General features: G+C 74.2%; 24 protein-coding genes. 16 read left to right on the top strand and 8 right to left on the bottom strand.

Annotated elements, in window-relative coordinates:
• The coding region (locus AB0J80_RS34080) for a transposase (RefSeq protein ID WP_364713410.1) at positions 1–189 on the top strand (189 nt) is incomplete at its 5' end.
• Between the two features lie 17 nt (positions 190–206).
• Here AB0J80_RS34080 and AB0J80_RS34075 read toward each other — a convergent pair.
• A complete protein-coding gene (locus tag AB0J80_RS34075; RefSeq protein WP_364713408.1) occupies positions 207–2,000 on the bottom strand; it encodes a thiamine pyrophosphate-requiring protein in 1,794 nt (597 codons plus the stop codon).
• Between the two features lie 217 nt (positions 2,001–2,217).
• Between AB0J80_RS34075 and AB0J80_RS34070 the strand changes: the two genes are divergently transcribed.
• The 4 genes from AB0J80_RS34070 (at position 2,218) to AB0J80_RS34055 (ending at position 8,859) form a co-directional block, all read left to right on the top strand.
• Positions 2,218–5,061 carry an AAA family ATPase gene (locus tag AB0J80_RS34070; protein ID WP_364713406.1) on the top strand — a complete coding sequence of 948 codons (2,844 nt, stop codon included), beginning with the start codon at positions 2,218–2,220 and terminating at the stop codon, positions 5,059–5,061.
• 74 nt (positions 5,062–5,135) lie between these two features.
• Positions 5,136–5,726, top strand: coding sequence for a permease-like cell division protein FtsX (locus AB0J80_RS34065; protein ID WP_364713404.1), 591 nt, complete (start codon positions 5,136–5,138; stop codon positions 5,724–5,726).
• A gap of 8 nt (positions 5,727–5,734) precedes the next feature.
• On the top strand, positions 5,735–6,274 hold the full coding sequence (locus AB0J80_RS34060) for a SigE family RNA polymerase sigma factor (protein WP_364713402.1): 540 nt from the start codon (positions 5,735–5,737) through the stop codon (positions 6,272–6,274).
• 131 nt (positions 6,275–6,405) lie between these two features.
• The gene (locus AB0J80_RS34055) at positions 6,406–8,859 is read left to right on the top strand and encodes a LuxR C-terminal-related transcriptional regulator (RefSeq protein ID WP_364713400.1); all 2,454 of its coding nucleotides are present in this window, start codon (positions 6,406–6,408) and stop codon (positions 8,857–8,859) included.
• Here the strand turns inward: AB0J80_RS34055 and lexA are convergent.
• From lexA to AB0J80_RS34025, 6 genes are read right to left on the bottom strand one after another with little or no spacing between them, the layout of a single operon-like run.
• Entirely contained in the window at positions 8,856–9,518 is a 663-nt protein-coding gene (gene lexA, locus AB0J80_RS34050; protein WP_364713398.1) for a transcriptional repressor LexA, read from the bottom strand. The genes AB0J80_RS34055 and lexA overlap by 4 nt on opposite strands.
• A gap of 33 nt (positions 9,519–9,551) precedes the next feature.
• Positions 9,552–9,962, bottom strand: coding sequence for an ester cyclase (locus tag AB0J80_RS34045; protein ID WP_364713396.1), 411 nt, complete (start codon positions 9,960–9,962; stop codon positions 9,552–9,554).
• Positions 9,963–9,975: 13 nt separating this feature from the next.
• Positions 9,976–10,449, bottom strand: a complete 474-nt coding sequence (locus tag AB0J80_RS34040) for a nitroreductase family deazaflavin-dependent oxidoreductase (protein WP_364713394.1) — start codon at positions 10,447–10,449, stop codon at positions 9,976–9,978.
• Positions 10,450–10,477: 28 nt separating this feature from the next.
• Positions 10,478–11,995 (bottom strand): DUF4419 domain-containing protein, encoded by a 1,518-nt coding sequence (locus AB0J80_RS34035; RefSeq protein WP_364713392.1) that lies wholly within the window; start codon positions 11,993–11,995, stop codon positions 10,478–10,480.
• A 20-nt stretch (positions 11,996–12,015) separates the two neighbouring features.
• Complete coding sequence (locus tag AB0J80_RS34030) at positions 12,016–13,374, bottom strand: BNR-4 repeat-containing protein (RefSeq protein ID WP_364713390.1); 1,359 nt, start codon at positions 13,372–13,374, stop codon at positions 12,016–12,018.
• A 19-nt stretch (positions 13,375–13,393) separates the two neighbouring features.
• A complete protein-coding gene (locus AB0J80_RS34025) occupies positions 13,394–14,926 on the bottom strand; it encodes an aldehyde dehydrogenase (NADP(+)) (RefSeq protein WP_364713388.1) in 1,533 nt (510 codons plus the stop codon).
• Between the two features lie 98 nt (positions 14,927–15,024).
• On the opposite strand from AB0J80_RS34025, the gene AB0J80_RS34020 reads away from it, so the two are divergent.
• Positions 15,025–15,846, top strand: coding sequence for an NAD(P)-dependent oxidoreductase (locus AB0J80_RS34020; protein ID WP_364713386.1), 822 nt, complete (start codon positions 15,025–15,027; stop codon positions 15,844–15,846).
• Between the two features lies 1 nt (position 15,847).
• On the opposite strand, the gene AB0J80_RS34015 is transcribed toward AB0J80_RS34020, so the two are convergent.
• A complete protein-coding gene (locus AB0J80_RS34015) occupies positions 15,848–16,624 on the bottom strand; it encodes an IclR family transcriptional regulator (protein WP_364713384.1) in 777 nt (258 codons plus the stop codon).
• Positions 16,625–16,748: 124 nt separating this feature from the next.
• On the opposite strand from AB0J80_RS34015, the gene AB0J80_RS34010 reads away from it, so the two are divergent.
• The 10 genes from AB0J80_RS34010 to AB0J80_RS33965 all read left to right on the top strand — a co-directional run bounded on the left by AB0J80_RS34010 (position 16,749) and on the right by AB0J80_RS33965 (position 26,799).
• Positions 16,749–18,080: a sugar ABC transporter substrate-binding protein gene (locus tag AB0J80_RS34010; protein ID WP_364713382.1), complete on the top strand. Its 1,332-nt coding sequence runs from the start codon at positions 16,749–16,751 to the stop codon at positions 18,078–18,080.
• Positions 18,077–19,012: a sugar ABC transporter permease gene (locus tag AB0J80_RS34005; protein WP_364713380.1), complete on the top strand. Its 936-nt coding sequence runs from the start codon at positions 18,077–18,079 to the stop codon at positions 19,010–19,012. The genes AB0J80_RS34010 and AB0J80_RS34005 overlap by 4 nt, the downstream gene beginning before the upstream one ends.
• The gene (locus AB0J80_RS34000) at positions 19,009–19,875 is read left to right on the top strand and encodes a carbohydrate ABC transporter permease (protein WP_364713378.1); all 867 of its coding nucleotides are present in this window, start codon (positions 19,009–19,011) and stop codon (positions 19,873–19,875) included. Before AB0J80_RS34005 ends, AB0J80_RS34000 begins: the two co-directional genes overlap by 4 nt.
• A 31-nt stretch (positions 19,876–19,906) precedes the next feature.
• Positions 19,907–20,857, top strand: coding sequence for a 5-dehydro-4-deoxyglucarate dehydratase (locus AB0J80_RS33995; protein ID WP_364713376.1), 951 nt, complete (start codon positions 19,907–19,909; stop codon positions 20,855–20,857).
• Complete coding sequence (locus AB0J80_RS33990; protein WP_364713374.1) at positions 20,854–22,128, top strand: enolase C-terminal domain-like protein; 1,275 nt, start codon at positions 20,854–20,856, stop codon at positions 22,126–22,128. The genes AB0J80_RS33995 and AB0J80_RS33990 overlap by 4 nt, the downstream gene beginning before the upstream one ends.
• Entirely contained in the window at positions 22,122–23,240 is a 1,119-nt protein-coding gene (locus AB0J80_RS33985) for a hypothetical protein (RefSeq protein ID WP_364713372.1), read from the top strand. The genes AB0J80_RS33990 and AB0J80_RS33985 overlap by 7 nt, the downstream gene beginning before the upstream one ends.
• The gene (locus AB0J80_RS33980; protein ID WP_364713370.1) at positions 23,237–24,004 is read left to right on the top strand and encodes a TIM barrel protein; all 768 of its coding nucleotides are present in this window, start codon (positions 23,237–23,239) and stop codon (positions 24,002–24,004) included. The genes AB0J80_RS33985 and AB0J80_RS33980 overlap by 4 nt, the downstream gene beginning before the upstream one ends.
• Position 24,005: 1 nt before the next feature.
• Positions 24,006–25,466: a hypothetical protein gene (locus tag AB0J80_RS33975; RefSeq protein ID WP_364713368.1), complete on the top strand. Its 1,461-nt coding sequence runs from the start codon at positions 24,006–24,008 to the stop codon at positions 25,464–25,466.
• Positions 25,467–25,538: 72 nt separating this feature from the next.
• Positions 25,539–25,877, top strand: a complete 339-nt coding sequence (locus tag AB0J80_RS33970) for a hypothetical protein (RefSeq protein ID WP_364713366.1) — start codon at positions 25,539–25,541, stop codon at positions 25,875–25,877.
• A gap of 211 nt (positions 25,878–26,088) precedes the next feature.
• Positions 26,089–26,799 carry a glycoside hydrolase family 16 protein gene (locus tag AB0J80_RS33965; RefSeq protein WP_364713364.1) on the top strand — a complete coding sequence of 237 codons (711 nt, stop codon included), beginning with the start codon at positions 26,089–26,091 and terminating at the stop codon, positions 26,797–26,799.
• Positions 26,800–26,807: the final 8 nt, after the last annotated feature.

The raw sequence follows: 26,807 nt of genomic DNA, 5'->3' as shown, positions 1-26,807 counted from the left end.
CGACAACGGCGCGGCTCGCGCGGCGGGCGGCCGCCAGCGTTCAACAAGGCCATCTACCGGCACCGCAATGTGGTCGAACGCTGCTTCAACCGACTTAAGCAGTGCCGCAGCCTGGCCACCCGATACGACAAGACCAGCACGTCGTTCCAGGCCACCGTCACCATCGCCGCGTTGCTGCAATGGCTATGACCCTTTGGCGACACTGCCTAGGCCGGATCGTCGTAGCCCTCACCGGCCCGCTCGCGCCGCAGGTACGCCTCGGCGCGGCGGGCCAGGTCGCCGTCCTCGGCGGCGAGGCCGGCGTACATGCCCTGCACCTTCTCGTACGGCTGGGCGGGTGGCAGCAGCGGCACGGCCGGGTCGACGACCGCGTCGATGACGACCGGGCGGTCCGCGGTCAGGGCGGTCTCCCAGGCGGCGGCCATCTCACCGGGATCCGACACGCGCAGACCCCGGAGCCCGAGCAGCTCGGCGTAGTCGGCGTACGGGACCTCCGGGAGCTGCTGCGAGGTGGCGAAGCGCGGCTCACCCTCCATCTCCCGTTGCTCCCAGCTCACCTCGCCGAGATCCCGGTTGTTCAGCACGCAGATCACGAAGTGCGGGTCGGCCCAGTCGCGCCAGCGGGCCGCGACGGTCACCAGCTCCGCCAGGCCGGTCATCTGCATCGCGCCGTCGCCGGTGAGGACCAGGACCGGCCGGTCGGGCGCCGACAGCTTCGCCGCGAGACCGTACGGCAGACCGCAGCCCATCGAGGCGAGGGTGCTGGACAGGTGCGCCGGGACGCCCTGCGGCAGGCGCAGGTGGCGGGCGTACCAGTAGACGACCGAGCCGACGTCGACCGCGATGCGGGCCCGGGCCGGCACCTGGCCGGTGAGGGTACGGACGACGTGCTGGGGGTTCATCGGCTCGGCGGGGGCGGCCGCGCGCGCCTGAGCGAGCTCGTGCCAGCGGCGGACCCAGCCCTCGACCCGGTCGCGCCAGGACCGGTCGGTACGCGGCGGCACCATGGCGAGCAGCGCGCGTACGGTCTCCGCGGCGTCCCCCACCAGCGGCACCTCCACCGGGTAGCGCACGCCGAGCTGCCGCCCGTCGATGTCGATCTGCACCGCGCGGGCCTGGCCCGGCGCCGGGTAGAACTCCGTCCACGGGTCGTTGGTGCCCACCAGCAGCAGTGTGTCGCAGCCGCGCATCAGCTCGGCGCTGGCGGTGGTGCCGAGGTGCCCCATCACTCCGGTGTGGAACGGCAGCCCCTCGTCGAGCACCGGCTTGCCGAGCAACGACGTGGTGATCCCCGCACCCAGCCGGTCGGCCAGCTCCACGATCTCGTCCGCGGCGCCGTACGCGCCCTGCCCGACCATGATCGCCACGCGCTCCCCCGCCGCGAGGACCTCGGCCGCCGCCCGCAGGTCCTCCTCGTGCGGGACGATCCGCGCCGGGCGCAGCCCCGGGCTGGTCATCATCACGCCGTGGCGGTGCGTCTCCGGGTCCGGGGCGGGTGCGGTCTGCACGTCGTGCGGCAGGATCACACAGGTGGGGCTGCGCGTCGCCAGGGCGGTGCGGAACGCGCGGTCGACGAGCATCGGCAGCTGCTCCGGGGTGTGCGCCGCCTGCACGAACTGTGCGCACACGTCACCGAAGAGGCGCACCAGGTCGATCTCCTGCTGGTACGCGCTGCCCAGCACCGTCGAGGCCTGCTGGCCGACGATCGCGACCACCGGCTTGCCGTCGAGCTTGGCGTCGTAGAGGCCGTTGAGCAGATGCACCGCGCCGGGGCCCTGGGTGGAGAGGCAGACGCCGGCGCCACCGGCGTACTTGGCGTGGCCGACCGCCATGAACGCCGCCGCCTCCTCGTGGCGGGCCTGGACGAACTCCGGCTTCCCGGCCCGGCGCAGCGCGCCCATCACCGCGTCGATCCCGTCGCCGGAATACCCGAACACCCGGTCGACGCCCCACGCCGTGAGGCGTTCCACCACCAGATCCGACACCGTACGGTCCGTCATGCCGCTCCGCTCCCCTCGAATATGTCATTCGCCCTATCCCCGCCGGGGCCCCCTTTCACTAGCTTTCCCCGTATGGGAAACACCAAGCGGAACGCTGCCGGGACGTGCCCGGGCGTCCGTGCAGTGATTCCGGTCGATGCCGGACTTCTGCCCGTGGTCAGGTGCTGCAACAATGGCGGCCCGTGGAACTCGGGAAGGGGCCGCCGGGGTGCAGAGCATGATCGGCCGGGACGCCGAGTGGCGGACCGCCACCGACGCACTGGAGTGCGTGGGCGACGGTGCCCAGGTCCTGGAGGTGGTCGGCGAGCCGGGCATCGGCAAGACGCGGCTGCTCGCCGAGCTGGCCGGGTACGCGCGCGACCGCAAGCTGCTTACCCTCACGGGCCGGGCCACCGAGTTCGAGTCCGAGATCCCGTACGCGTTGCTCACCGAGGCGCTCGACGACCACGTCCGCCGGCACGGCGAGAGCCTGCGGGAGCGGCTGACCGGTGACGACGTGGGCTGGCTCGGCGAGATCCTCGACGGCCTGCGCACCGGGCCGGCCGCGGCGCCGGCGTCACCGGGCGGGGCGGCCGAACGCTACCGGTCGCTGCGGGCGCTGCGCCGCCTGCTGGAGATCATCGCCGAGCCGGACGGGCTGGTGCTGATCCTCGACGACGTGCACTGGTGCGACCCCGCCACCACCGATCTCATCGACTATCTGCTGCGCCGCCCGCCCGCGGGCCCGGTGCTGCTCGCGCTCGCCTACCGGCCGGCGCAGGCGCCCGCCCGGCTGGCCGCCGCGCTCGCCACCGACCACACCACGGGCCGGGTCCACCACCGGCTCGTCCTGGCGCCGCTGAGGGAGGCCGATGTGAACCATCTGCTCGGCCCCGGCGCCGACCCGCGCGACGCGGCGTACCTGTTCCGGCTCAGCGGCGGCAACCCGCTGTATCTGGACGCGTTGCGCCGCTGCGGTACGACGGCGGCCGGCTCCGCGCGTACCGATGACGACCTGAACCCCGCGCTCGCAGCCCTGCCCGCGGAGGTCCGTGCCGCGCTCGGCGCGGAGTGGGAAACCGTCGGACCGGACAGCCGCCTGCTGGCCTCCGCCGCGGCCGTCGCCGGTGACGAGTGCGAGCCGGTCCTGCTCGCCGAGGTCGCCGAGCTGCCGATGCCGGCCGTGCTGCGCTGCCTCGACGAGCTGGTGAGCCGCGACCTCGTGCACGTCGTGAGCGGCACCGGCCGGTTCCGGTTCCGGCATCCGCTGGTGCGGCACGTCGTGTACGCCTCCACCGCCGCCGGATGGCGCCTGGGCGCACACGCACGGGCCGCCGCCTACCTGGAGCGGGTGGGTGCGCCGCCGCGGGCCCGGGCCCACCACGTCGCCCGGTCGGCGGCCAGCGGCGACATGGGCGCGGCCCTCACCCTGGTCTCGGCGGCCCGGGCGGTCGGCGCGCAGGCTCCCGCCACGGCGGCCGAGTGGACGCAGACCGCGCTGCGGCTGCTGCCCGGCGACACCGCCCTCGCCGGCCTGCCGGACCGCGCCGAGCTGGTCACCTATCTGGCCGAGCGGCAGGCGGCGAGCGGCTGCCTCGCCGAGGCGCGCCGGACCATGGCCGTGGTGCTCGACGAGCTGCTGCCCGCCGGCCACCCCGCCCGGCCCGGCGCCGTGGCGTTCACCGGCGTCATGATCCGGCTGCTCGGCCGCCACGAGGAGGCGCAGGCGCTGCTCACCGCCGAGCTGGAGCGCCGGCCCGGCGCCGACAACTCCGACGTGCTGCTGCAGATCGCGACCTACGCGCTGATGCGCGGCCAGCTCCACGAGGCCGACGAGCGCCTGCGCCAGGTCATCGCGCTCGTCCCGGGCAGCCCGGCGGCCTGCATCGCGCGAGCCATGCGGCCGATCGCCGGCTACGCGGCCGGGCCGGCGGAGCGCGCGGACGAGCGGCCGCAGTCGGCGGCGGCGCTGCTGGACACCCTCGACGACCGCGACGTCGCCCGCCAGCTGGACCTCTTCGCCTGGCTGTGCTGGGTCGGGCTGGAGATCGAGGGGCCGCGCGACTCGCTGCGCCGGCTCCTGCGCTGCCGGCGGGTGGCGGTGCAGGTGGGACACAGCTTCGTGCTGCCCTACCTGCTGGCCATGCAGGCGCTCATGCAGGCCCGGCTGGGCCGCATCGGCGACGCGATGCGGGCCGCCGAGGAGGCCACCGGCATCGCCCGGCTGCTGTCCGCGGCCGAGCCGCTCGCGCTGGCGCTGCTGACCCAGACGTGGCTGCACCGCTGCGCCGGTGAGTACGCGGCCGCGATCGCCACCGGTGAGCAGGCGGTGGCCGCGGCGGAGGAGAGCCGCGGCTGGCTCGCCACCGCCCGGGCGATGCTGGCGTTCAGCCGGATCGCCGCCGACGACACCCGGCGGGGCGTGGCCGACCTGGTGGCGGCCGGCGGCGGCCCCGAGCTGTCGGCCCTGTACCCGCACAACCGCCTGATCGCCTGCACGGTGCTCAGCGAGATCGCGGTGAAGCTGGGCGACCTGGACTCCGCGCGGCACTGGGCGGACCTGGCCGCGCGCGTCGCCGACCCCCGGCACCGGCTCGGGCACGGTCTCGCCCTGCTGGCGAGCGTCTTCCCCGTCGCCGCCGACGAGCCCGCCCGCGCGGCGGAGGTCGCCGAGGAGTCCGCGGCCCTGCTCACCGAGGCCGAGCTGCTCCTCATGGCCGGGAAGGCGTGGATCAGCGCCGCCGGCCTGCGCCTGCGGATCGGTGACGAGGCGGCCGCCCTGACGGCTCTGGCCCGCGCCGAGGAGGTCGTCGGCCGCACCGACTCGGCCGACCTCGACGCGGCGGTCCGGCGGCTCGCCCGGCGGCTGCGCCCCGAAGCACCGGCGGCCGGGGGCGGCGCGTCGCTGCTGACCCGGCGGGAGGCCGAGATCGCGGAGCTGATCGCCGCCGGCCTGTCCAACGCCGAGATCGCCGGGCGGCTCTTCCTGAGCGTACGGACGGTCGAGACGCACGTGTCGCGGATCTACACCAAGCTCGGCGTCGCCACCCGGGCCGCCGCGGTGAGCCTGCTGGCCCGCTGAGCGGTGTGACCGATCCCGGGTCCCACCACGTCATGAAGGAAGGAAGCGCGCACCGGACATCAGGAGAACGTGCTGTGGAGCAGAACCTGCGAGCCCTGTTCGAACGGGCCCTCGATGACGAGCCCGTACCGCCGCCGGGCGACCCCGCCCGGACAGCCATGGCACAGGGCCGGCGGATCCGCCGCCGGCGCGGCCTGCTGGCGGGAGGCGCGGCGGCCGCGGCGGTCGTCGCCGCGGCGGTCGCGGTGAACGTGAGCGTGGCGCCCGCCGCACCACTGCCCCCGACGTCGGCCGCCCAGGCGATGATGGCTCCGGCGGACCCGAGGTGCACGTCACCGGCGCGGGACCGCGCTTCCGACGTCTCGGTCTTCCTGGCCCGAGACATCACGGCGTCGCAGCGGTCCGGTCTGCTGACCGCGTTGCAGGCGGATCCGCTGGTGCGGGACCTGCGGTTCGAGAGCCGCGAGGAGGCGTTCGCCCGGTTCAAGCGCCTCTGGGCGGACAGTCCGGACTTCGTGGCCGCGCTCTCCCCCGACTCCGTGCCGGAGTCGTTCCGGATGGCACTGGCCGAGCCGTCCGAATACCCGGCTTTCGCCGCGAGGTTCCGCGACCGTGCCGGTGTGGCGGACCTCGTCGGCAGCGTCTGCCCGGAGGCGGGCAGGTGACCGACAGCGTGTCTTCCGAGGGAGGCTGGACTGTCTCGTGGCGGCGTGACCGGGCGGCCCGGGACGAGGAGTTCGCCGCGTTCGTCGCGGCCGTCACGCCCCGGTTGCGGCGTACGGCGTATCTGATGTGCCGCGACTGGCACCTGGCCCAGGACCTCACGCAGCTGACCCTGGCGAAGATGTACGCGTCCTGGGGCCGGATCTGGCGCACGGCGAACCTGGAGGCGTACAGCCGCCGGGTCCTGATGAACGCGGTCTTCGACCAGCGCAGACGTCGCAGCGACGCCGAGGTCGTCCTCGCGGACGTGCCCGACCGGTCCGGGCCGCCGGTCGCAGCCGACGCGGACCTGCACGTCACGTTGCTGCAGGCGCTGGCCGCCCTGCCGGTCCGGGACCAGGCCATCGTGGTGCTGCGGCACTGGGAGGACCACAGCGTCGACACGGTCGCCGAGATTCTCGGCGTCTCGGCCTCGGTGGTGAAGATGCGGAGCATGCGTGCGCTGGCCCGGTTGCGGGAGCTGCTGGGCGCCGACTTCGCCCGGCAATGAGCGGCCGTAGCCGGGGAGCCGCGAACGCCTACGTACGTGCCGTGGATACGCGTACGCACGGATGTGTCCGGGTGGCCGGTCTGACAGCTTGATCCGCGGGCCGCGCCGGCGGTCCGGCGGGGAGGGCGACGATGCGGCAGACCGAGATGGACACGCTGCGCCGGGCATTGGCGCGGGGCGGCGGCGGGCGCTGGTCGGTCATCGAGATCGCGGGCGATCCGGGGATGGGCAAGTCCACATTGGTGGCGGCCTTCGCCCGGCACGCGGCGCGCGCCGGGTGGCGAGTGCAGCTCTGCCGGGCCGGCGACGACGAGTCGGCGGCGGCGCTGAGCTCCCGGCCCGGTACGCCGCGCGTGCTGGTCGTGGACGACGTGCACGCGGCAGGACCGGCCGTCGCCGAGCTCATCGCCGGCGTGCTGCGCAACCCGCCGGCCGGTCCCGTGCTGCTCCTGCTGACCCACCGGCCCCGGCAGCTCACCGGCACGTCTGCCGCCGCGCTGGCGACCGCCGTGGCCGCCGGGGTGGCGCAGCGGATCACCCTCGGGCCGCTGACCGCCGAGGAGGCGACCGGCCTGCTGCCCGCGGCCCGGCGCCAACCCGAGCTGGTCGAGGCGGCCGAGGGCAACCCGCTCTACCTGCTGGGTGCCGCGGGTACGCCGGTGCCCGAGCGCGTCCGTGCCGTGCTGCTGCCCGAGCTGCTCGCCGGCCCGGCGCTCGAGCGGCTGGTCGTGCGCGCCGCCGCGGTCGCCGGCGACCCGGCCGATCCGGAACTCATCGCCGCCGTCGCGGAGTGCGAGCCGCAGGCCGTGCACCGGGCGTTGGACCGGCTCACGGCCGCGGATGTGCTGCGCGCCGCCGACGGCCCGGGCTTCCGGTTCCGCCACCCGGTGGTGCGGGCCGTCGCGTACGAGTCCGCGCCGGCGGGGTGGCGCGTAGCCGCGCACGCCCGGGCCGACCGGGCCCTGCGGGTACGCGGGGCGAGCGCCGCCGCGCGGGCCCGGCACCTCGAGGTGTGCGCCGCGCCGGGTGACGAGGAGGCCGCCGGGACGCTCGGCCGGGCGGCCCGCGACGCCGTGTACCGGTCACCGGCCGACGCGGCCCGCTGGCTGAGCGCGGCGCTGCGGCTGCTGCCCGACGAACCGGGAACCGCCGACCGGCGTGCCGCCCTGCGGCTGGATTGCGCGCGGGCGCTCGGTCTCGCCGGCCGCCTGAAGGAGAGCCGCACCCACCTGCATCGGATGCTGGCCGAGCTGCCGGTCGCCGACCCCGTACGCCGGGAGCCGGCCGTGGTGCTCGCCGCGCGTACCGAACAGCTCCTGGGCCGGCACGCCGAGGCCGACGCCCTGCTCCGCCGCGAGTTCCCCACCCCGGGCACCGCGCCGGCGACAGCCCTGGCCTGCGGCGCGCTTCTGCGCGGCGACGGGGAGGCGGCTCTCCACTGGTCCACTGTGGTCCTGAGGCAGGCGCCGAAGGCCGCCGGGCTTCGCGTCGCCGCCACGGCCGTCCGGTACCTGGCGGGCCGCCTCACCGGCGGCGCCGACAACCAGGACGCCCTCGACGAGGCGGCGGACCTCGTCGACGCGATGCCCGACGACGAGCTGGTCGCCGTCCTCGACCCGGCCGGCCTGCTCGCGGAGGCGGAGCTGGCGGCCGAGCGTCTCGGCGCCGCGCGGCGGCACACCGCACGCCTGCTGACGATCGCTCGCGCGGCGGGCCGGCACGACGCCCTCGCCACCCTGCACGGGATCACCGGGCGTGCCCGGGTGCTGGCCGGCGACCTGGCCGGCGCCGCCGACAGCCTCGACCGGGCCGACGACGCCGCCCGGCGCAGCGGCAGCCCGGCGAGACGCGCCGAGGCGGCGGCGAGCCGCTCCTGGCTGCACCTGTGGCAGGGCGACGCCGCCGCGGCACGGTTCGCCGCGCAGGCTCAGGAACACGACCGCATGGCGGCCCGGCGGCTGACCGGCGACGGCATCACGCTGCAGGCGTGGCGCCGGTTCGTCGACGACCCGGCCACCGCCGACCGTCTGAGCCTGGCCCTGGACGCGTCCGGCAGCGATCCGCTGGTGCGGGTCCGGTGGCTGCAGCTGGCCGCCACGACGTGCGCCGACCGCCGGCTCCCCGCGGCGGCCGCGGTGTGCGCGGCGTCGGCTCAGCGGCTCGCGGACCGCACGCCGGGACTCCGCGTCCAGGGGTACGCCGAGCTCGCCCTGAGCGACTCCCTGCTCGGCACCGACCCCGGCGCCTCCGCCGCCGCCGCTCGGCACGCCGCCGAACTGCTGGCCCGGGCCGGCGACCCGCTCGGGGCGGCGCGGTCCCGGCAACGACAGGAGACGGCCGGGGCCGCGAGCGAGGGATCGGCCGGCATCGCGGCCCTGACCGTCCGGGAGACCGAGATCGTCACGCTGGTCGCCGAAGGCCTGACCAACAAGGAGATCGCACGCCGGCTGTTCCTCAGCCCCGGCACGGTGTCCATCCACGTCGGACGCGCGTACGCGAAACTCGGCGTCTCCCGGCGCGCGGCCGCCGCCGCCCGGCTGGCCGAGGCGGGACTCGTCGGAGCCCGCCCGGCGGGCGCACCCTAGACGCGGCGCAGGACCGAGACGACCTTGCCCAGCACGACCGCCCGGTCACCGTCGATCGGCTCGTAGGCGGGGTTGCGCGGCTCCAGCAGGACGTGACCCGACCGGCGGCGGTACACCTTGACGGTGGCCTCCTCGTCGATCATCGCGGCCACGATGTCCCCGTTGTACGCCTCGGACTGCTGCCGGACCACCACGATGTCGCCGTCGCAGATCGCGGCGTCGACCATGGAGTCACCCCGCACCCGCAGGCAGAACAGGGTGCCCCGGCCGACCAGGTCGCGGGGCAGCTGAAGGGTCTCCTCGGCCGTCTCCTCGGCCAGGATGGGACTGCCCGCGGCGATGACCCCGACCACCGGCACCCCGACGGTCGCCGGGTCGCGCCGGGTGCCGGTCTCGCTGCCCAGGAACAGGCGCACGTCGAGCTGGCGGGTCGCCGTCCGGCCGCGACGCAGGAAACCGAGGTCCTCGAGGGCCCGCAGGTGCCGGCTGACCGACGACGTCGACGCCAGCCCGACCGCGTCGGCGATCTCGCGGGTGGACGGCGGGTAGCCGTACCGGACCGCCCAGTCCCGGATGGCGGTCAGCACCGCCCGCTGCCGGGACGTCAGCCGGGAGGTGTCGAGCTCTTCATCCGCAAACACCTCGAGATCTTCGCCCATCCACCGCCGGCGAGGGGCGCGGCACGCCGCCCGTCACGGCTCCCGGACCTGCAGGATCCGCTGCAGCTCGTCGGCGAGGACCCAGATCCGCTCGATCCGGCCGGCGGCGTCCAGGGTGAGGACGTCGATGCCCAGGCCGCTGACCGTACGCCCGGTCGGGGCCAGCTCGCCCAGGGGCGTACGCCACACGCCCGTGTGCCGTGCGCTGTGCCGGAACGCGACGGTGAGCTTGCCCGGCGCGGCGACCCGGTCGACGATCTCGATCTCGTGCTCGGTGAACGCGGCGTGCAGGGCGGCCGCCCGCGCGACCAGGTCGGCGACCGCCAGCGGCACGTCGTTGACCACCACCGGGTCGGTGTAGAGCCGGCCGAACGCGCCGAGCGGATCGTCGTGCCGCGACGGGGGCACCCGCCACAGGTCGAACAACTGCTCCTCGAGCTCCATCGACGCCTCCGGGTCAGTGCTCGGGTACCAGACGGAAGATCCTGATCTGCCGGCCCTCGGCGCGCTCGGCGTACGCGTCGTAGCCCGGCCAGATCCGCCGGGCCAGCTGCCAGAGCCGGTCGCGCTCCTCGCCGGTCGCCAGGGTGGCGCGGACGGCGAACTCGCGATCGCCGACGGTCACCCGGGCGGCCGGGTTCGCCAGCAGGTTCGCCGACCAGGCGGGGTGGTGCGCCTGGCCCCAGTTGGAACCGACCACCACGTACCCGTCCCCGTCGGCCGCATAGAGCAACGGCTGCGTGCGCGCCTGCCCGGACTTCCGGCCGGTCGTGGTGATGAGCAGCGTGGGCAGCTGGTGCCGGCCCAGGACGGACCACCGCCCCCGGCTCAGCCGGTGGATCCGGCCGTCCAGCCCGGCCAGCCGGCGGCCGAGGGCGGCGAACCAGCGCTGGTCACCGAGACGTTGCAGGAGAGCGGTGTAACGCGACATCCGCTCAGTATCACCGCCGGGCCCTTTCCTAGGAATGCCCGGCCGTCAGTGCATCCAGCTCGTCCAGCCGGCCGACGCACAGCGCCGTGATGTCACCCTCGTTGTCGAGGGCGGCGGCGAGCAGCCTCGCCAGGGACGTGCCGTGGACCGGGACGTCGGCGGGATCGTCGAGCAGGCGCCGGACGGGGTCGTCCGGGTCGGAGGCGCCGCTCTCGTCCACCCGGCACGTGACCCAGTGCAGCGTCTCGGTGGTGTGGTCGACGGCCGCGCCGAGGCTGCGGCCGTCCGCCAGGTCGGCGATCGTGAAGATCGGCAGGCGGCCGCCGTTCCGGAGCACCTGGACGTGCCCGGCGACCGGCCGGATCCGCCAGCCGCCGCCGAACAGGGTCGCGGACCCGATCCCGCGGTAGAGCGCGACGAGGTCGGCGGTGGCGTACCACGGGTGGTCGTCCGTCGGCGGGGTGGCGTGATGGTCGCGGACGATCCGGTCGACGAGGTCGCTCATGTCAGGGTCCGCCGGCGCCACGTGCCATCCGGCGACCGGCCGCAGGGCGCCGTCGTCGTCCTGGGCGACGGCGACGAGGCCGCCGTGCAGGGCGACCGAGCGGGTGTCCCGCCCGACGAGATCGGCGACGTGGACGACCACCCGGGACAGGACTGCCGGCACGGAGTCGCTGCGGACCCCCGGCCCGGCGTAGCCCATCGGACCGGAGGCCGGCCCGCGGGGTCCGTCGATCGGCAGCTCCAGCAGCGGGTTCGGCCGGTCGAGGCCGGCGTCCCCCTTCAGGTACGGGTACAGCCGCGCCGCCCACCCGGTGATCACGTCTCCGCCGTACGCGTCCTGCGGGTTGTAGATGCGCTGCCAGAACGCGGTGTCGACGTCGCCGGCCGCGGCGCGGACGAACTGGTCGGCGATCGGCACCAGGGACCGGCGCCACACCTCCAGCCCGAACTTCTCCAGCGCGTCCACCCGCTCGCGGATCGCCCGCCAGTCCGCCACCGTGCCGGTCAGGGTCACCGAGGGGATCCCGCACACACAGGTCAGCCAGAACGAGAAGTACGGCGAGTACGCGTCCAGCATCACGATGCGCCCCGCGACCCGCTCGACGTCCGTACTCGTGGAGAAGTCGCACTCGAACAACCCGGCGTCGGTGATCTCGCCGGCGAGCAGCTTGCCGAACGACCCGGCGATCGCCTCCCAGGATGCGGCGTCGCGAGGCAGCGGCCCGTCGTGGACCACCTCGAGGCGTTTGCGGCCCGAGTGCGCCACCAGCCGCGGCCGCAGCTCCTCGGCGTGCAGGCGGACGTGCTGGGCGACGCCCTGCGCGATCGTCAGCCACACCGCGTCCGGGGAGAGCACGAGCGGCCGGTGGTCGGCGAACGCCCGGGCCACCGCGCTCAGCAAGGGGTGCACGCCGTCGGACGCGAGGACGCGCAGGGCCGGGTCACCGCCGACCACCAGCGCGTCCTCGACCAGCTCGCCGAGCGGCACCGTCGGGAGGGCCTCCATCGCGGGGGCCACGTCGTCGACCGGGAAGCTCATCATGGCGGACACGGTAGCCGGGGTCAGCGACCGGCCACCGAGATGTCGCCGTCGGCCACGTCGGCGGGGCGGGCGCTGCTGGCACCGCTGAGGATTAGCCGGGCCGGGTCCCGGTAGCCGTCGACGACCTCGATCCGCTGCACCGGCCGCGCGACCGCGATCGTCGTCTCGTCGCGCCACCGGACGCCGGCCTGCAGCAGGTGGGTGGAGACCGCCGTGACCGCGGGGTCGGTGCTGGTGGCGTACACCCGCCAGGTGAGCGGGCCGACCCGCTCCATGTCGCGGACCCGGATGCCGGAGGCCACCTCTCTGCGCTGCCAGCCGGAAGGGGTACGCGACGCCGTGTACGTGTGCACCGCCCCGGCGGCGTCGAGCTGCATCCACACCACGAACGGGGTGAGCCCGCCGTTGGTCGAGCCGACGAGCTGGATGTAGTCCGGGGACCGCGGGTTGGTGGCCTGCAGCTCGGTCTGCGCGACCTTCAGGTGCCGTTCCTGGTCGGCGTCGTCGACCCCCACGCCGAGGTCAGCGCCGGCGGCCGAACGGAAGTGCAGGTCCCGGGGGCTGAACCAGACGTGGTAGAGGTTGCGGTGGTAGCGGTCGTGCAGGTGGCCCTCGGGACCGCCGCCGGCCAGGGTGTAGACGATGCCCACCCGCTCGGGGCGGCCCGGCACGGCCGGCTCGTGGCGCAGCTGTCCGATGTAGACCTCGTTCATGTTGTCGGTGCGCAGCTGCGGCGCGATGGCCCAGCGCTGCCCGGTGAGCGTCTCCGAGCTCTGCCACGTACGCCCGTCGTCGGTGGAGCGCACGTACTTCATCGGCCGGAAGTCGGTCGGGTACCGGTCGTCGAGGTCGCCCGCGGTCTCCCGGACGAACACGAAGATCGCGCCGTCGTCGGCCCGGAAGACCATGGGGTACGTGGCGCCGAGCCCTTCGGGGATCTGGGTGTCGGTCCAGGTGCCCTCGATCGAGTGCGGCCGCGGTGAGCGGGCGTACCACAGCTCCCGGTTGTGCATGCCGCGGAAGACGAGCAGGTGGCCGTCGGCGGCCTGGATCAGCGTCGGGTAGTTGTGCGTGTCGTTGCCGCCGTCGGCGACCTTGACCGGCGCCGACCAGACCCCGGTGCGGTGGTCGTACGCCTGAACGTAGTTGTCCTCGTACCGGCCGGCCCAGGAGATGAACGTCATGTGGGCGCGGGCGTCGTACACGCCGCCGTTGGTGGGCCGGCGGTCGGTGCGGGCGGCGACGCCGGCGGCGACCGTGGTCACCGAGTCCGGCGGCCGGTGGGCGGCGCCGTGGCCGGCGCGGGCCGGGGCCGGCAGGGCGGCCAGCAGCAGCACGGCCGCGGCGCAGGCGGCCGGGTAGCGGTGGGAGCGGGGCATCGGGCTCTCCTCGGCGGGGTCAGGCGGGCGGGCGCAGAACGCCGTCGACCCGGCGCGGGATGCGCAGCGGGTTGGCGTCCTGGAGGGCGGCGGGCAGAAAGGCGTCCGGTACGTCCTGGTAGGCGACCGGGCGCAGCCACCGGCGGATCCCGGTGGCGCCGACGGAGGTGTGCAGCGCGTTGGTGGTCGCGGGCCAGGGACCGCCGTGCTGCTGGGCCCAGGTGACCGCCACGCCGGTGGGCCAGCCGCCGAAGATGACCCGGCCGGCGCGTTCGGCGAAGCCGTCCAGCAGCGCGCCGACCAGCTCCGGTTCGGCGCCGGGGTCGGCGTGCACGGTGGCGGTCAGCGATCCGGGGAGCAGCGCGAGCGTCCGGGTCAGCTCCTCGGCCGTGCCGTACTCGATGAGCAGGGCGGCCGGCCCGAAGCATTCCTCGAGCAGGTCACCGGGCCGCTCGGCCAGGTCGTGCGCGGCGACGGCGAGCAGGGCGGGGCTCACCCGGTAGCCGCTGCCGGCGGGGGCGACCGGGGCGACGATCGGACGGACGCCGGGCACCCGGGCCAGCGCGGCGGAGACGGTGGTGTAGCCCTGCCGGATGCGGTCGTTGAGCAGCGGGCCGAGCGGGGCCGCGGCGACGGCGGCGGCGAGCGCGTCGTCGAGGCCGTGGCCCTCGGGCAGCAGGACCAGGCCGGGCTTGGTGCAGAACTGGCCGGTGCCCAGGGTCAGGGAGGCGGCGAAGTCCTGGACCAGCGCGGCGCCCCGGGCTGCCAGCGCCCCCGCCGTGATGACCACCGGGTTGAGCGAGCCCAGCTCGCCGTAGAACGGGATCGGGTCCGGGCGGGTGTTCGCCAGGTCGTACAGGGCCCGGCCGCCGCCGAGGGAGCCGGTGAAGCCTGCCGCGCGGATGGCGGGGTGGCGCACCAGCTGCCGGCCGGCGTCGGTGCCGTGCACCACCGCGAACGTGCCCCGGGGGGCGCCGGCCTCGAGCAGGGCGGCACCGACGACCTCCGCGGTACGCCGGGAGAGGCCGGGGTGGCCCGAGTGCGCCTTGACCACCACCGGGCAGCCGGCCGCGAGCGCGCTCGCCGTGTCGCCGCCGGCCACCGAGAAGGCGAAGGGGAAGTTGCTGGCGGCGTACACGGCGACCGGGCCCAGCGGGACCAGCATCCGGCGCAGGTCCGGGCGGGGCGCCGGGGCGTATGCCGGATCGGCGTGGTCGATGATCGCTTCGTGGAACGCGCCCTCGCGGATCACTGCGGCGAAGAGCTCGAGCTCGACCCTGGTGCGGGTCAGCTCGCCGCCGAGGCGCCCGGGGCCGAGCCCGGTCTCGGCGTCGGCGAGCGCGACCAGCTCGTCGCGGTGGTCCTCGAGGGCTGCGGCCGCAGCGTCCAGCAGGTCGGCGCGCCGGTCCGAGCCCAGGGCAGCCAGCGGTCGTGCTGCGGCTCCGGCGGCGTCGCCCGCGGCCGCCACCGCGGAGTCGGTGGTGTGCGGCACCGGCGCACCGACCGGCTCACCGCTGTAGGGGTTCCGACCCTGATCGGCGGCTGTCCACATATGTGGATTGCTACTATGTAGCTGGTTTTGGTTCACGAATAGGATGATGACGATATGCTGGCCATCGATCAATAGCCATTCGTGAAGTGAGGCGATCGATGCACCGTCAGCGCATCCTGATGACCGGCGGCTCGGGCAAGGTCGGCACGCTGCTGCGGCCCCGGCTGGCCCGCCCGGACCGCGTTCTGCGCCTGCTGGACGTCCGCGAGCCGGAAGATCTGCCCGGCACCGGTCCGGAGGAGACCGTCACCGCCTCCATCGACGACCTCGACGCGGTCGCGGCGGCGTGTGCCGGCGTGGACGCGATCCTGCACTTCGGCGGGCAGAGCCGCGAGGCGGGAGCCGAGGAGGTGCTGCGCCTCAACGCGTACGGGACCTACTGCGTGCTGGAGGCGGCGCGCCGCACCGGGATCCGCCGCGTCGTGCTGGCGTCCTCCAACCACGTGGCCGGTTTTCACCACCTCGACGACCATCCCGACGAGGTGCCGGCGAGTGCGCCCGCGCGGCCGGACACCCTCTACGGCTGGAGCAAGGTCGCCGTCGAGGCGGCCGGCAGCCTCTACCACGACCGCTACGGCATCGATGTGATCTGCCTGCGGATCGGCATGTGCGCGCCGGAGCCGCCGGGGCTGCGCGGGCTGGCCATGTGGCTGTCCCCGGACGACTGCGCACGGCTGGTCGAGGCGTCGCTGAGCACGCCGGAGCCGGGCTTCCGGCAGGTCTGGGGCATCAGCCGCAACACCCGCCGATGGCTGTCCCTGCGCGAGGGCGAGGAGATCGGCTACCTGCCGCAGGACGACGCCGAGGCGTACGCGGACAAGCTCGTGGCCGAGCTCGGCGAGCCCGACTTCACGGGCGACCCGAACCTCTCCCGGATCGGCGGGTTCTGGTGCGACACCCCGATCGGCGAGCGGATGTGAGTCAGCGGATGCCCTCGCGGCGCAGCGTCGCCGCGAGGGCCTGGGTGCGCGCGGTCAGGGCGGCGGCGACCCGCTTGAGCTCGGCGCCCTTGGCGAGGCGCGCCGGCATCGAGCAGGAGATCGCGTCCGTCGCGGGGATGCGGTAGTCCACCGTGGCCGCCACGCAGGCCACGCCCTCGGTGCCCTGCTCGCGCTCGAACGCCCAGCGGCGCTGCCGCACGGCGTCCAGCTCGGTGAGCAGCGCGTCGAGGTCGGTGATGGTGTTCGGCGTGTAGCTCTCCAGCGTGCTCGGCAGCAGCGCCTTGACCTCGTCGGTGGTGAGGTCGGCCAGCAGCGCCTGACCGAGGGCGGTCATGTGGGCGGGCAGGCGGCGGCCGACCCGGGAGACCACGTGGACGGAGTCGCGCGACTCGCGGCTGGCCAGGTAGAGCACGTGGGCGTCGTCGCGCCGGGCGTAGTGGATGGTGTAGCCCAGCTCGGCACGCAGGTCCTCGAGCGCCTCGTACGCGTACATCAGCGCCGGGTCGCGGTCCAGATAGGCCGTACCGGAGAGCAGGGCATGCGGGCCCACCCCGAACGCCGAGCCGCCCTCGTCGGTCTCCACCCACTTGAGCTCGCGCAGCGTGCGCACCAGCGCGTGCAGGCTGGAGCGCGGGTAGCCGGTGCGCTCCTGCAGCTGCGACAGCGTCAGGCGGGTCGGCGAGGCGGCCAGCGTCTCGAGGATCTTCACCGTCCGCTCGGCCGACTTGACCGGCGACAGGTCGCCTGCCTGGGGCATGGGTACGCGCCTCCGCCTGGGCCGTGGATGACTGTTGACCGCCATGCTACCGGACGCTAACTTGACGGTGCTTCGCAATCACATCCACGAATGTCATCCACATATATGGACAGGAGGCAGAAGCGTGCCCGACCGCACCGCTCCCCGACGCGTCGGCGCTCTGCTCGCCCTCGCCCTCCTCGCCGGCGCCGTCGCGGCGTGCGGGGGCGACGACGTCGAGCAGGATCCGAAGGCAGCTCTGCAGATCTGGATCCGCAAGCCACCGGGCTCCCCCACCGAGAAGACCGCCAAGGCCCTGGCCGCCCGCTTCACCTCCGCGAGCGGCATCCCCACCCGGGTCACCGCGCTGTTCGAGGACTTCGAGACCAAGCTGCAGCAGGCGGCCGCCCAGAAACAGCTCCCGGACATCGTCATCAACGACACCGCCCAGCTGGGCACCCTGGTCAAGCAGGGGCTGGTCCGAGAGGTCGACAGGGGCGGCATCGCCGGCAACGCCGACCTCGACCCGCTCTCCTGGGACGCCGCCAAGGGCGCCGACGGCAAGCACTACGCCGTACCCTTCTCCGCCCAGTCCTTCGCCCTGTTCATCCGCAAGGACTGGCGCGAGAAGATAGGCGCGCCGCTGCCCTCCTCGTGGGCGCAGCTCGAGGACCTCGGCCGCAGGTTCACCACCGGCGACCCGGACGGCGACGGCAAGGCCGACACGTACGGCTTCGTCATCCCCGGCTCCACCAAGCGCGGTTACACGTCCTGGTACGCCACGAGCTTCCTCTGGTCGGCCGGCGGCGACTTCGTCACCGGCACCGGCGGCAAGTACACGGCCGCGGTCAACACCCCGCAGTCGGTCGCCGCGATCGACTACCTCAAGAAGGAGTTCTGCACCGACAAGACCGTCGTCCCCGGTGCCGTCACGCTCGAGACCACCCAGGCGCACCAGGCGTTCGAGAGCGGCAAGGGCGGCATCTACTTCACCGGGCCGTACAACATGGGCCGCTTCGACAAGAGCCTTGGCAAGGACAAGTACGAGGTCGTCGCCCTCCCGGCCGGTCCCGGCGGCAAGGCGGTGTCCCTCGCCGAGGGCGAGAACCTGTACCTGATGGCCGGGTCGGCCAACCAGGACGGTCAGCGCAGGTTCGCCGAGTACGCGGTCTCCGCCGACGGCCAGGCGCTGGGCATGGCCGGCGACACCGACGGCACCATCGTGCGCCTGCCGGTGAACGCCAAGGTGCAGCTCGCCTCGGTCCGCAAGGACACCCGGTGGAAGACGTTCGAGGACATCTACAGGTCCTCGGGCCGTTACACCCCGGCCGTCCCGGACTGGACACCGCTGCGGCAGGCCTCGGCCGACTCCTTCAACGCCGTCTTCGCCGACTGCGCGAGCGACACCAAGGCCGCGATGGACAAGCTGGCCCGTACCCTCGACGACGAGCTCACCCGGCAAGAGGCCAAGGGGTGACCACCCTGAGCGCGGCACCGGCGCGACCGGAGGCCCCGGCCTCCGGCGCACCGGCGCGTCCCCGGCGCCGGCGCAGGTTCCCCGTGCTGCCGTGGCTGTTCCTGTTCCCGGCGCTGGTGTTGTTCGCCGTCTTCAAGTTCGTCCCTATGGCGCGGGCCCTCGACATGAGCTTCCACGAGGTCCGCCCCTACCTCGGCGACCGGTGGGCCGGCGGGGACAACTACACCGCCGTCGTCACGGACGTGGCGTTCCGGGAAGCCGTGCAGCACACCGCGATCCTCGCCGCCGGGCAGACCGGTGGTGCCCTGGTCGCGGGGCTGGTGCTGGCCCTGCTGCTCGAGGGCAGCGCCCGGCACCTGTGGTTCGTGCGGACGGCGGTCTTCCTGCCGACGGTGGCCGCGCTCGCGGTGGTCGCGGAGGTCTGGCGGGTGCTGTACTACCCCGCGCCCGAAGGGATGCTGAACTCGGTGCTCGGCTTCTTCGGTGCCGGCCCGTCCGCATTCCTCAACGCCGAGGGGACGTCGCTGTGGTCGGTCATGGCGGTCGGCATCTGGCGCGAGGCCCCGTACGACATGATGATCTTCATTGCCGGTCTGGCCGGCGTCGACCGCGCCCTCTACGAGGCCGCCGGCGCCGACGGTGCCGGGCCGCTGCGCCGGCTGTGGCACGTCACGTTCCCGGCCCTGCGCCCGGTCTTCGTCATCCTGCTCACCCTCGCCGCGATCCGCAGCCTGCGGATCTTCACCGAGATCTTCCTGCTCACCAACGGCGGGCCCAACGGCTCCACGGAGGTGCTCATGACCCTCATCTACAAGCTCGGCCTGGAACGCAACGAGCTGGGCGTCGCCGCTGCCGGCTCCATGCTGCTGCTCGGCGCGAGCGTCGTGCTCACGCTGGCGGTCCAGGCGCTGCGCGGCAGGGGTACGCGATGAGCTCCCGCTTCGACTCGGCACTGGGCTTCAGCAGCCGGCGCGGCCCGCTCGCCCGGGTGGCCCGGGTGCTCCTGTACGCCGCCCTGGTGATGGTCTTCGCCGGTCCGCTCCTCGCGATCCTCATCGGAGCGTTCAGCCCCGTCCCCGACCCGAGCCGGCTGACGCTGCTCCCCCGCCACCTGACCTTGGCGAACTTCACCGCCGCCGTCGACCGTGGAGTGCTGCGCTACCTGCTCAACTCGTTCATCGTGGTGGGCTTCGGCCTGCTGCTGCAGATCCTGGTCAGCGTCTCCGCCGCGTACGCCCTGGCCCGGCACCGGTTCCCCGGGATGCGGCTGGTGCTGCTGCTGATCCTGTCCACCATGATGCTGCCCGAGGAGATCCTGGCCATTCCGCTGTCGCTGGTCCTCGCCGACGTCCCGGTGGTGCACGTCAACCTCATCGGCACGCTCGCCGGAATGATCATCCCCGTCGCCGCGTGGGCCTTCTCCATCCTCGTGATGACCGAGTTCATGAAGGACATCCCGCTGGAGCTGGAGGAGGCCGCCCGCATCGACGGCGCGGGTGACCTGCGGATCCTGCTGACCGTGGTGCTGCCGCTGTGCCGCCCCGCGCTCGGCGTGATCGGCATCTTCGGCTTCACCATGATCTGGGACCAGTACATGCTGCCGCTGCTGGTGGCCCGCGACGCCGCCCAGTTCACCCTGCCCCTGGCCCTGCGCACCCTGCGCACCGACGAGCAGGCCGGCCTCGGCGTCCTGCTCGCCGCCTCGCTGCTCGCCCTGCTGCCGTCGGTGCTCGCCTTCCTGGCGCTGCAACGGCAGTTCATGAAGGGCCTGACCTCCGGTGCCGTCAAGGGCTGAATTCGCCCCTGCCCACAGATCAAGGATGCCCATGCGCCTGCACGGCCTGCTCTCCTTCCCGCTCACCCCGTTCACCGCCGCCGACACCGTCGACGCCGCCGTGCTCGCCGAGCACGTCAGCCAGCAGATCGCTGCCGGACCCGCGGCCCTCTTCGTGGCCTGCGGCACCGGCGAGTTCACCGCGCTCGGCATGGACGAGTACCGCACCGTCGTCCGGACCGCCGTGCGCGAGGCGGCCGGCCGGCTGCCGGTGTTCGCCGGGGCCGGCGGGGGCCCGCGGACCGCCCGGGAGTTCGCCCGGGCCGCCGCGGAGGCCGGCGCGGACGGGCTGTTGCTGCTGCCGCCGTACCTGGTGACCTCGACCCCGGCCGGGCTGGTACGCCACATCGCGTACGTGGCGCAGGCGAGCGGGCTACCGCTGGTGGTCTACCAGCGGGCGAACGCGGTCCTCGACCCGGCCGCGGCGCTGGCCCTGCTGGACCTGCCCACCGTCATCGGCATCAAGGACGGGCGCGGCGACGTCGACGCGATGACCCGGCTGGTCACCACGATCCGGGCCAGCAGCCACCCCCGCGCCGCCGACATGGTGTTCCTCAACGGGCTGCCCACCGCCGAGGTGACCGCCGCGGCGTACCGGGCCATCGGGGTGCCGAGCTACTCGTCGGCCGCGCTGAGCTTCGTACCGGACCTCGCCGTGGCCTTCCACCGGGCGTACGAGGCCGGCGACGACCGGGTCACCCGCACCCTGCTCAGCGAGTTCTACCTGCCGCTGGTGGCGCTGCGCGAGCGGGTCGCCGGGTACGCGGTGGCGCTGCCCAAGGCCGGCGCCCGGCTCGGCGGGCTCGCGGTGGGCCCGGTCCGGCCGCCGCTGACCGACCTTCCCCCCGAGCACGTCGAGCACCTGGCCGCACTGATCCGCGACGGCCGCGCCGCCCTGCGCCGGCTCCAGGACTCGCCCGTCGCCCCCGGAGTCGCGGCATGAGTGCGGCAGCCCGCCTGGGCGTCACCGGGGTCACCATCACCCCGATCGCCTTCCCCGATCCCCCGCTGCTCAACTCGGCCGGCGTCCATCAGCCCTGGGCGCTGCGGGCCGTCGTGGAGGTCCGGGCCGCCGACGGCTCTGTCGGCCTCGGCGAGACCTACGGCGACGCACCCCACCTGGCGCTGCTGGAACGCGTCGCGCCGGTGCTCGACGGCCTCGACGTCTTCGACCTCAACGGGTTGCGCGCCCGCGCGGCCGCCGTCCTCGGCGGCGCCGACGCACCCGACCGGCACGGGCTCACCGGGGCGTCCAGCACCGGCAAGACCGTCGCCCGGGTGGTGTCGCCGTTCGAGGTGGCACTGCTGGACCTGCAGGGCCGGTCCACCGGGCGCCCGGTGCACGACCTGCTCGGCGGCCGGGTCCGCGACCGGGTCCCGTTCTCCGGATACCTGTTCTACAAGTGGGCCGGGCACCCGGGCGCACCCGCCGACGAGTACGGCGAGGCGGCCGGCCCGGACGGCATCGTCGCCCAGGCCCGCCGGATGGTAGGCCGGTACGGCTTCGGCTCGCTCAAGCTCAAGGGCGGCGTCTTCCCGCCGGAGGAGGAGATCGCCGCCGTCGCGGCGCTGCACGAGGCCTTCCCGGACCACCCGCTGCGCCTCGACCCGAACTGCGCGTGGAGCGTCGAGACCTCGGTGCGGGTCGCGGACAAGACCGACGGACTGCTGGAGTACCTCGAGGATCCGACGTCCGGCCTGGCCGGGATGGCCGCGGTGGCCGCGCAGGCGCCGATGCCGTTGGCCACCAACATGTGCGTGGTGCAGCCCGCCGACCTGCCGGAGGCCGTACGCCGGGGATCGGTGCAGATCGTCCTGGCCGACCACCACTACTGGGGCGGCCTCACCGAGTCGGCTAGCCTCGCCGCGCTCTGCCGTACCTGGGGCCTCGGCCTGTCGATGCACTCCAACAGCCACCTGGGCATCAGCCTCGCCGCCATGGTGCACCTGGGCGCCGCCACACCGGACCTGACCTACGCGGCCGACACGCACACCCCGTGGCAGCTGGGCGCGGACGTCGTCACCGAGCCGCTGGAGATCACCGGCGGTGCGGTGACCGTGCCGGACGGACCGGGGCTGGGCGTGACGCTGGACCGGGAGGCGCTGGCCCGCATGCACGCCGACTACCTGGCGTGCGGCATCCGGGAACGCGACGACACCGGCTACCTCCAGCGGTTCGAGCCGTCGTACACCCGGCGGCGGCCGCGATGGTGACGGCGGCGGGGCACGCGTACCCGTGGGACGTGCTGGGCGACCCGGACTTCTCCGGCCGGGTCACCAAGGCGGGGCTCGACACGGTGACGCTTGCGGCGACGTACCACAGCACGCGGGCGGCGACGCCGCTGCATCCGGCCCGCCGGCTCGTCGACGCCCGGCACGCGGCGCTCTACCGCCCGGTGCGCATGGAGGCGTGGGCCGGCCGGCGGCTGCGGCCGGCTACGCCGGACTGGGTGGCCGAGCCGGATCCGTTCGGCTCCGCGGTGGTCGTGCTGCGCGAGGCCGGCCTGCGGGTCAACGCCTGGATCGTGCTCACCCACGACACCCGGCTCGGCCGGGCGAACCTCGATGTGACGGTGGTCAACTGCTTCGGCGAGCCCTACCCGTACGCGCTGTGCCCCGCGAACGCGGACGTGCGCCGGTACGCGGCCACGCTGGCGGCCGAAGCGCTGCGCGGCGTCCGGGTGGATGCCGTCTCCCTGGAGGCGTGCGGGCAGCTGGGTGCCGACCACCTCGGGCACCACGAGAAGACGGCCGGCGCCTTCACCGCGTACGAGAGAAGGCTGTTGTCGGTGTGCTGTTGCACCGCCTGCCGCACGGCCTGGCAGCGAGCCGGGGCGGACGACGCCCTCATGGTGCGTTCGCTGCGGGAGGCGCTGCGCGGCGGCCCGCCACTCGACGAGGAGCGTGCGGCGCTGGTCCTGGCGGCCCGCCACGAGCACACCGACGCCCTGCGCGCGGAGGTGCTGACCGCCGTGCACAGCGCCGCCCCGGGCGTGCCCGTCGTGCTGCACGCCAGCCCGGACCCGTGGGCCACCGGCCCGTCGCCCGGGCTGACCCTGACGGCCGCGGCCGACGTCGACGCCCTGCTGGTGCCCGCCTGGCCGGCCGACCCGGCCACCGCCACCCTGATCAGCGACGCCACCCTGTACGGGAGACCGTTGGACGCCTACGTCACCGTCCTGTCCGAGGTGGACCGCGACACCCTCCTGGCCCACGTACGCCGGTTGCGAGAAGCCGGCGCCGACCGGTTCAGCCTCTACCACCTCGGGCTGGCGCCGGCCGGGCGGCAGGGGCTCTTCGCCGATCTGCTGGCGGCGGTCCGATGAGCATCCGGCCCGGCCTGGTGTCGGTGACGTTCCGTCAGCTGGAACCCCGCCGCGTGGTGGCGCTGGCGCAGCGGGCCGGCCTGGCGGGCGTCGAATGGGGCGGCGACGTGCACGTGCCGCATGGCGACCTGGCCGCCGCCGAGGAGGTGGCCGCGCTGACCGCCCGCGCCGGCCTCGCGGTGTCCGCCTACGGCTCCTACTACCGCCTCGGCGAGAGTCCGGACGCACCGCAGGTGGTCGCCACCGCCGCCCGGCTCGGCGCACCCGTGATCCGGGTCTGGGCCGGAAGCCGCGCCAGCGCCGACGCGGACGAGGACCACCGGGCGAGAGTCCGCGACGACGCCCTGCGGCTGGCCGCGTCGGCGGCGGCCGAGGGGATCGGCATAGTCCTCGAGTACCACCGGGGCACCCTCACGGACACCCGCGACTCCACCGCCGCGCTCCTCGCCGCCGTCCCCGGCAGCGGCATCCGCAGCCTGTGGCAGCCGAACCCCGAACGGGATGCCGCCACCAACGCTGCCGACCTCGAGGCGCTGCTGCCGGACCTGGCCAACCTGCACGTGTTCGCCTGGCGGCCGGACCACTCCCGGCTACCGCTGCACGACCACCGCGAGCAGTGGTCCGCCTGGCTGGCGGTGGCCGCCGCCGCACCCGGCGACCGCTACGCCAGCCTCGAGTTCGTCGCCGGCGACGACCCCGCCCAGGCGTTCGCGGACGCCACCACCCTGCACGACCTCCTTTCCCCCCACCTCATCGGGAGCTGACATGCGTACACCTCGGGCCGCCTGCGCCGTCGCGGGCCTGGCCATGGTCACCGCCCTGGGCTACGTGCCGCCGGCGGCCGCCGCCCCCGCCCCGGGCGGCGCGACCGTCACCGTCGACGCGCAGCACCCCGGCGCCCGGCTGCCCGGCGACCTGGTCGGCCTGTCGTTCGAGATGCGCGAGCTGGGCATCGGCAACCTCGACGCGCGCCGGGGCACCATGGCGCAGCTGCTGCGTACCCTCGGCCCCAGCAACATCCGGATCTCCGGCAACACGCTCGACCGCGACGGCATCTGGCTGCCGGAGGGGCAGGCGCTGCCCGACCCGCAGCCGGACTGGCTGCAGCACGTCGTCACCCACACCGACATCAGGCGCCTCGACGATCTCCTCGACGCCACCGGCTGGCGCGCCGAGGTCGGCATCAACCTCGGCCGCTGGGACGCGGCCGCCGCCGCCGACCAGGCCCGCGTCCTGCGCAAGGAGCTCGGCCACCAGCTGGTCGCCGCCGAGTGCGGCAACGAACCGGACCAGTGGGTCGGCAAGGGCTTCCGGCCCGCCGGCTACGGCTACCCCGACTACCTCGAGGACTTCCAGGCCTGCGCCGCCGCGGTCGGCCCGCACCTGCCGCTGGCCGGCCCGGACGCGGCCAACCCGGGCATCAGCTGGGCCGCCGACCTCGCCCGCGACGCCCAGGGCCGGCTCGACATGGTGATGCTGCACCAGTACGCCATGGACCCCAACGGCACCATGGACCGGCTGCTGTCCCCGCAGACGTACGCGAGCCAGCTCCGCTCGATCACCCCCAACCTCGACGCGGCCAAGGCGCTCGGCATCCCGCTGCGCGTCGACGAGACCAACTCGGCCTGGGGCGGCGGCATCAACGGCGTCAGCAACCGGCACGGAGCGGCGCTGTGGGCGCTGGACTACGCCCTGGAACTGGGTCAGGCGGGCGTGGCCGGGCTCAACTTCCACGGCGGCCTCGGCGTCTGCGACGCCCCCATCTGGAACGGCAAGTGGCAGCTCTACACCCCCATCTGCGCCGCGAGCAAGGCCGCTGAGCTGGCCCAGATCTACCGGGTCCAGCCGATCTACTACGGCCTGTGGATGGCCCGCCAGGTGGGTCCCGGCCGGTTCCTGCCGGTCACCCTCACCACCGGGCGCAACCTGACCGCGTACGCGGTGAGCGGCGACGACGGCAGGCTGCGACTCGCCGTGATCAGCAAGGAGGACCCGTCGGCCGGCCCGGTCCACGTCGACCTCACGGTGGGCGGGGGAAACCGGACCGCCCGCGTCCTGACGATGACGGGCAGCAGCCTGACCGGCGTGGACACGGCCGTGCAGGGCGCACGGGTGGACAGCGCGGGCCGGCTCTCCCCCGGCCGCGCCGACCGCGTCCCGGTGCGCGCGGGAACGCTGTCGCTGGACCTGGCGGCCGGCTCGGCGGCGGTGATCACCATCGGCTGAGCCCGGGCCGGGCGGTAGGTTGGGCACGCCTCGATCCTGTGGCCGACGTCGCCGTTCGCCGGCGAGGCGGCGGTGACCCGGTCGCGGCAGCTCGCGGTGCGCAACGACGACGCGATGACGTACGTGGCCGGTGCCAACGTCAGCCGTTATCAAGGTGGGGACTACGAGGGCATCGCGCGCAACGCGTACGGGATCCTCGGAAGTGCTTCTCTGCTCGTCGAGCTCTCCGACCTGCCGCCTTCGCAGGTGGAGTTCCAGATCCGCACCGCGTTCGTGTCGATGATCGCGACGGCGCAGGGCGCGGCCGACCGCAGCCTGTGGCGCGCCGACCCGGGTCGCGCCGACGACGTCCCGGAGCGCGGACCGGCGCTGCCGGGCCGACGCTCGCTGGAGGCTGCCGACGCCGCGTGACGATCCGCGCGAGGCGACCGGCTGCCCCCGCATGACAGGCCCACGGCGAGGTGGTTCCGGAACCACGTGAATCCATTGACTGACGTTAATCAATGCCCGATGGTTACAGGACATTGACAGGAGCGTTACAAAATGGAGGCGCCCTGTGTCCTGGTATCGATCTCGCCTTGCGGTCGCACTGACGCTCACCGCCTTCAGCATCCTCACCGCCGTGACCGCCCCGATCGGCACCACGCCCGCTAGCGCGGCGATCGGCGGCAGCTTCACCGACAATTTCGACACCTTCGACACCGGCCGCTGGCACAAGGCCGACGGGTGGAGCAACGGCAGCATGTTCAACGTCGGCTGGCGCGCCGACCACGTCGTGTTCACCGGCGGCACCATGGGCATCAACCTGGACACCGCGACCTGCCCGAGCGGCTGCTCCGGCAAGCCGTACGCCTCCGGCGAGTACCGCACCAACGACCTCTACTCGTACGGCCGCTTCGAGACCCGCCTGCGAGCCGTCAAGACCTCCGGCGCCGTGACCGCGTTCTTCACCTACACCGGGCCGAGCGACAACCAGCCCTGGGACGAGATCGACGTCGAGATCCTCGGCAAGAACACCTGGCAGATGCAGACCAACTACTTCACCGACGGCGCCGGCGGCCATGAGAGCCTCATCGACCTCGGCTTCGACGCCTCGGCGGGCTACCACGACTACGCCATCGAATGGTGGAACCAGGGCACGATCAACTGGTTCGTCGACGGCCGGCTCGTCCACCAGGAGAACGGCTCCCGCGGGCCGCTGCCCACCCACCCGCAGCGCATCATGCTGAACCTGTGGCCGGGCATCGGCGTCGACAGCTGGCTCGGCCCCTTCTCCTACCCCGGCACGGCGCTGACCGCCAAGTACGACTGGGCCCGGTACACCGCGTACTGACCGCCGCT

Source organism: Actinoplanes sp. NPDC049548 (assembly GCF_040676695.1).
Taxonomy (GTDB): Bacteria; Actinomycetota; Actinomycetes; order Mycobacteriales; family Micromonosporaceae; genus Actinoplanes.
Note: the sequence above shows the minus strand (reverse complement) of the source record. Positions and strands in the feature narration are given on the sequence as shown.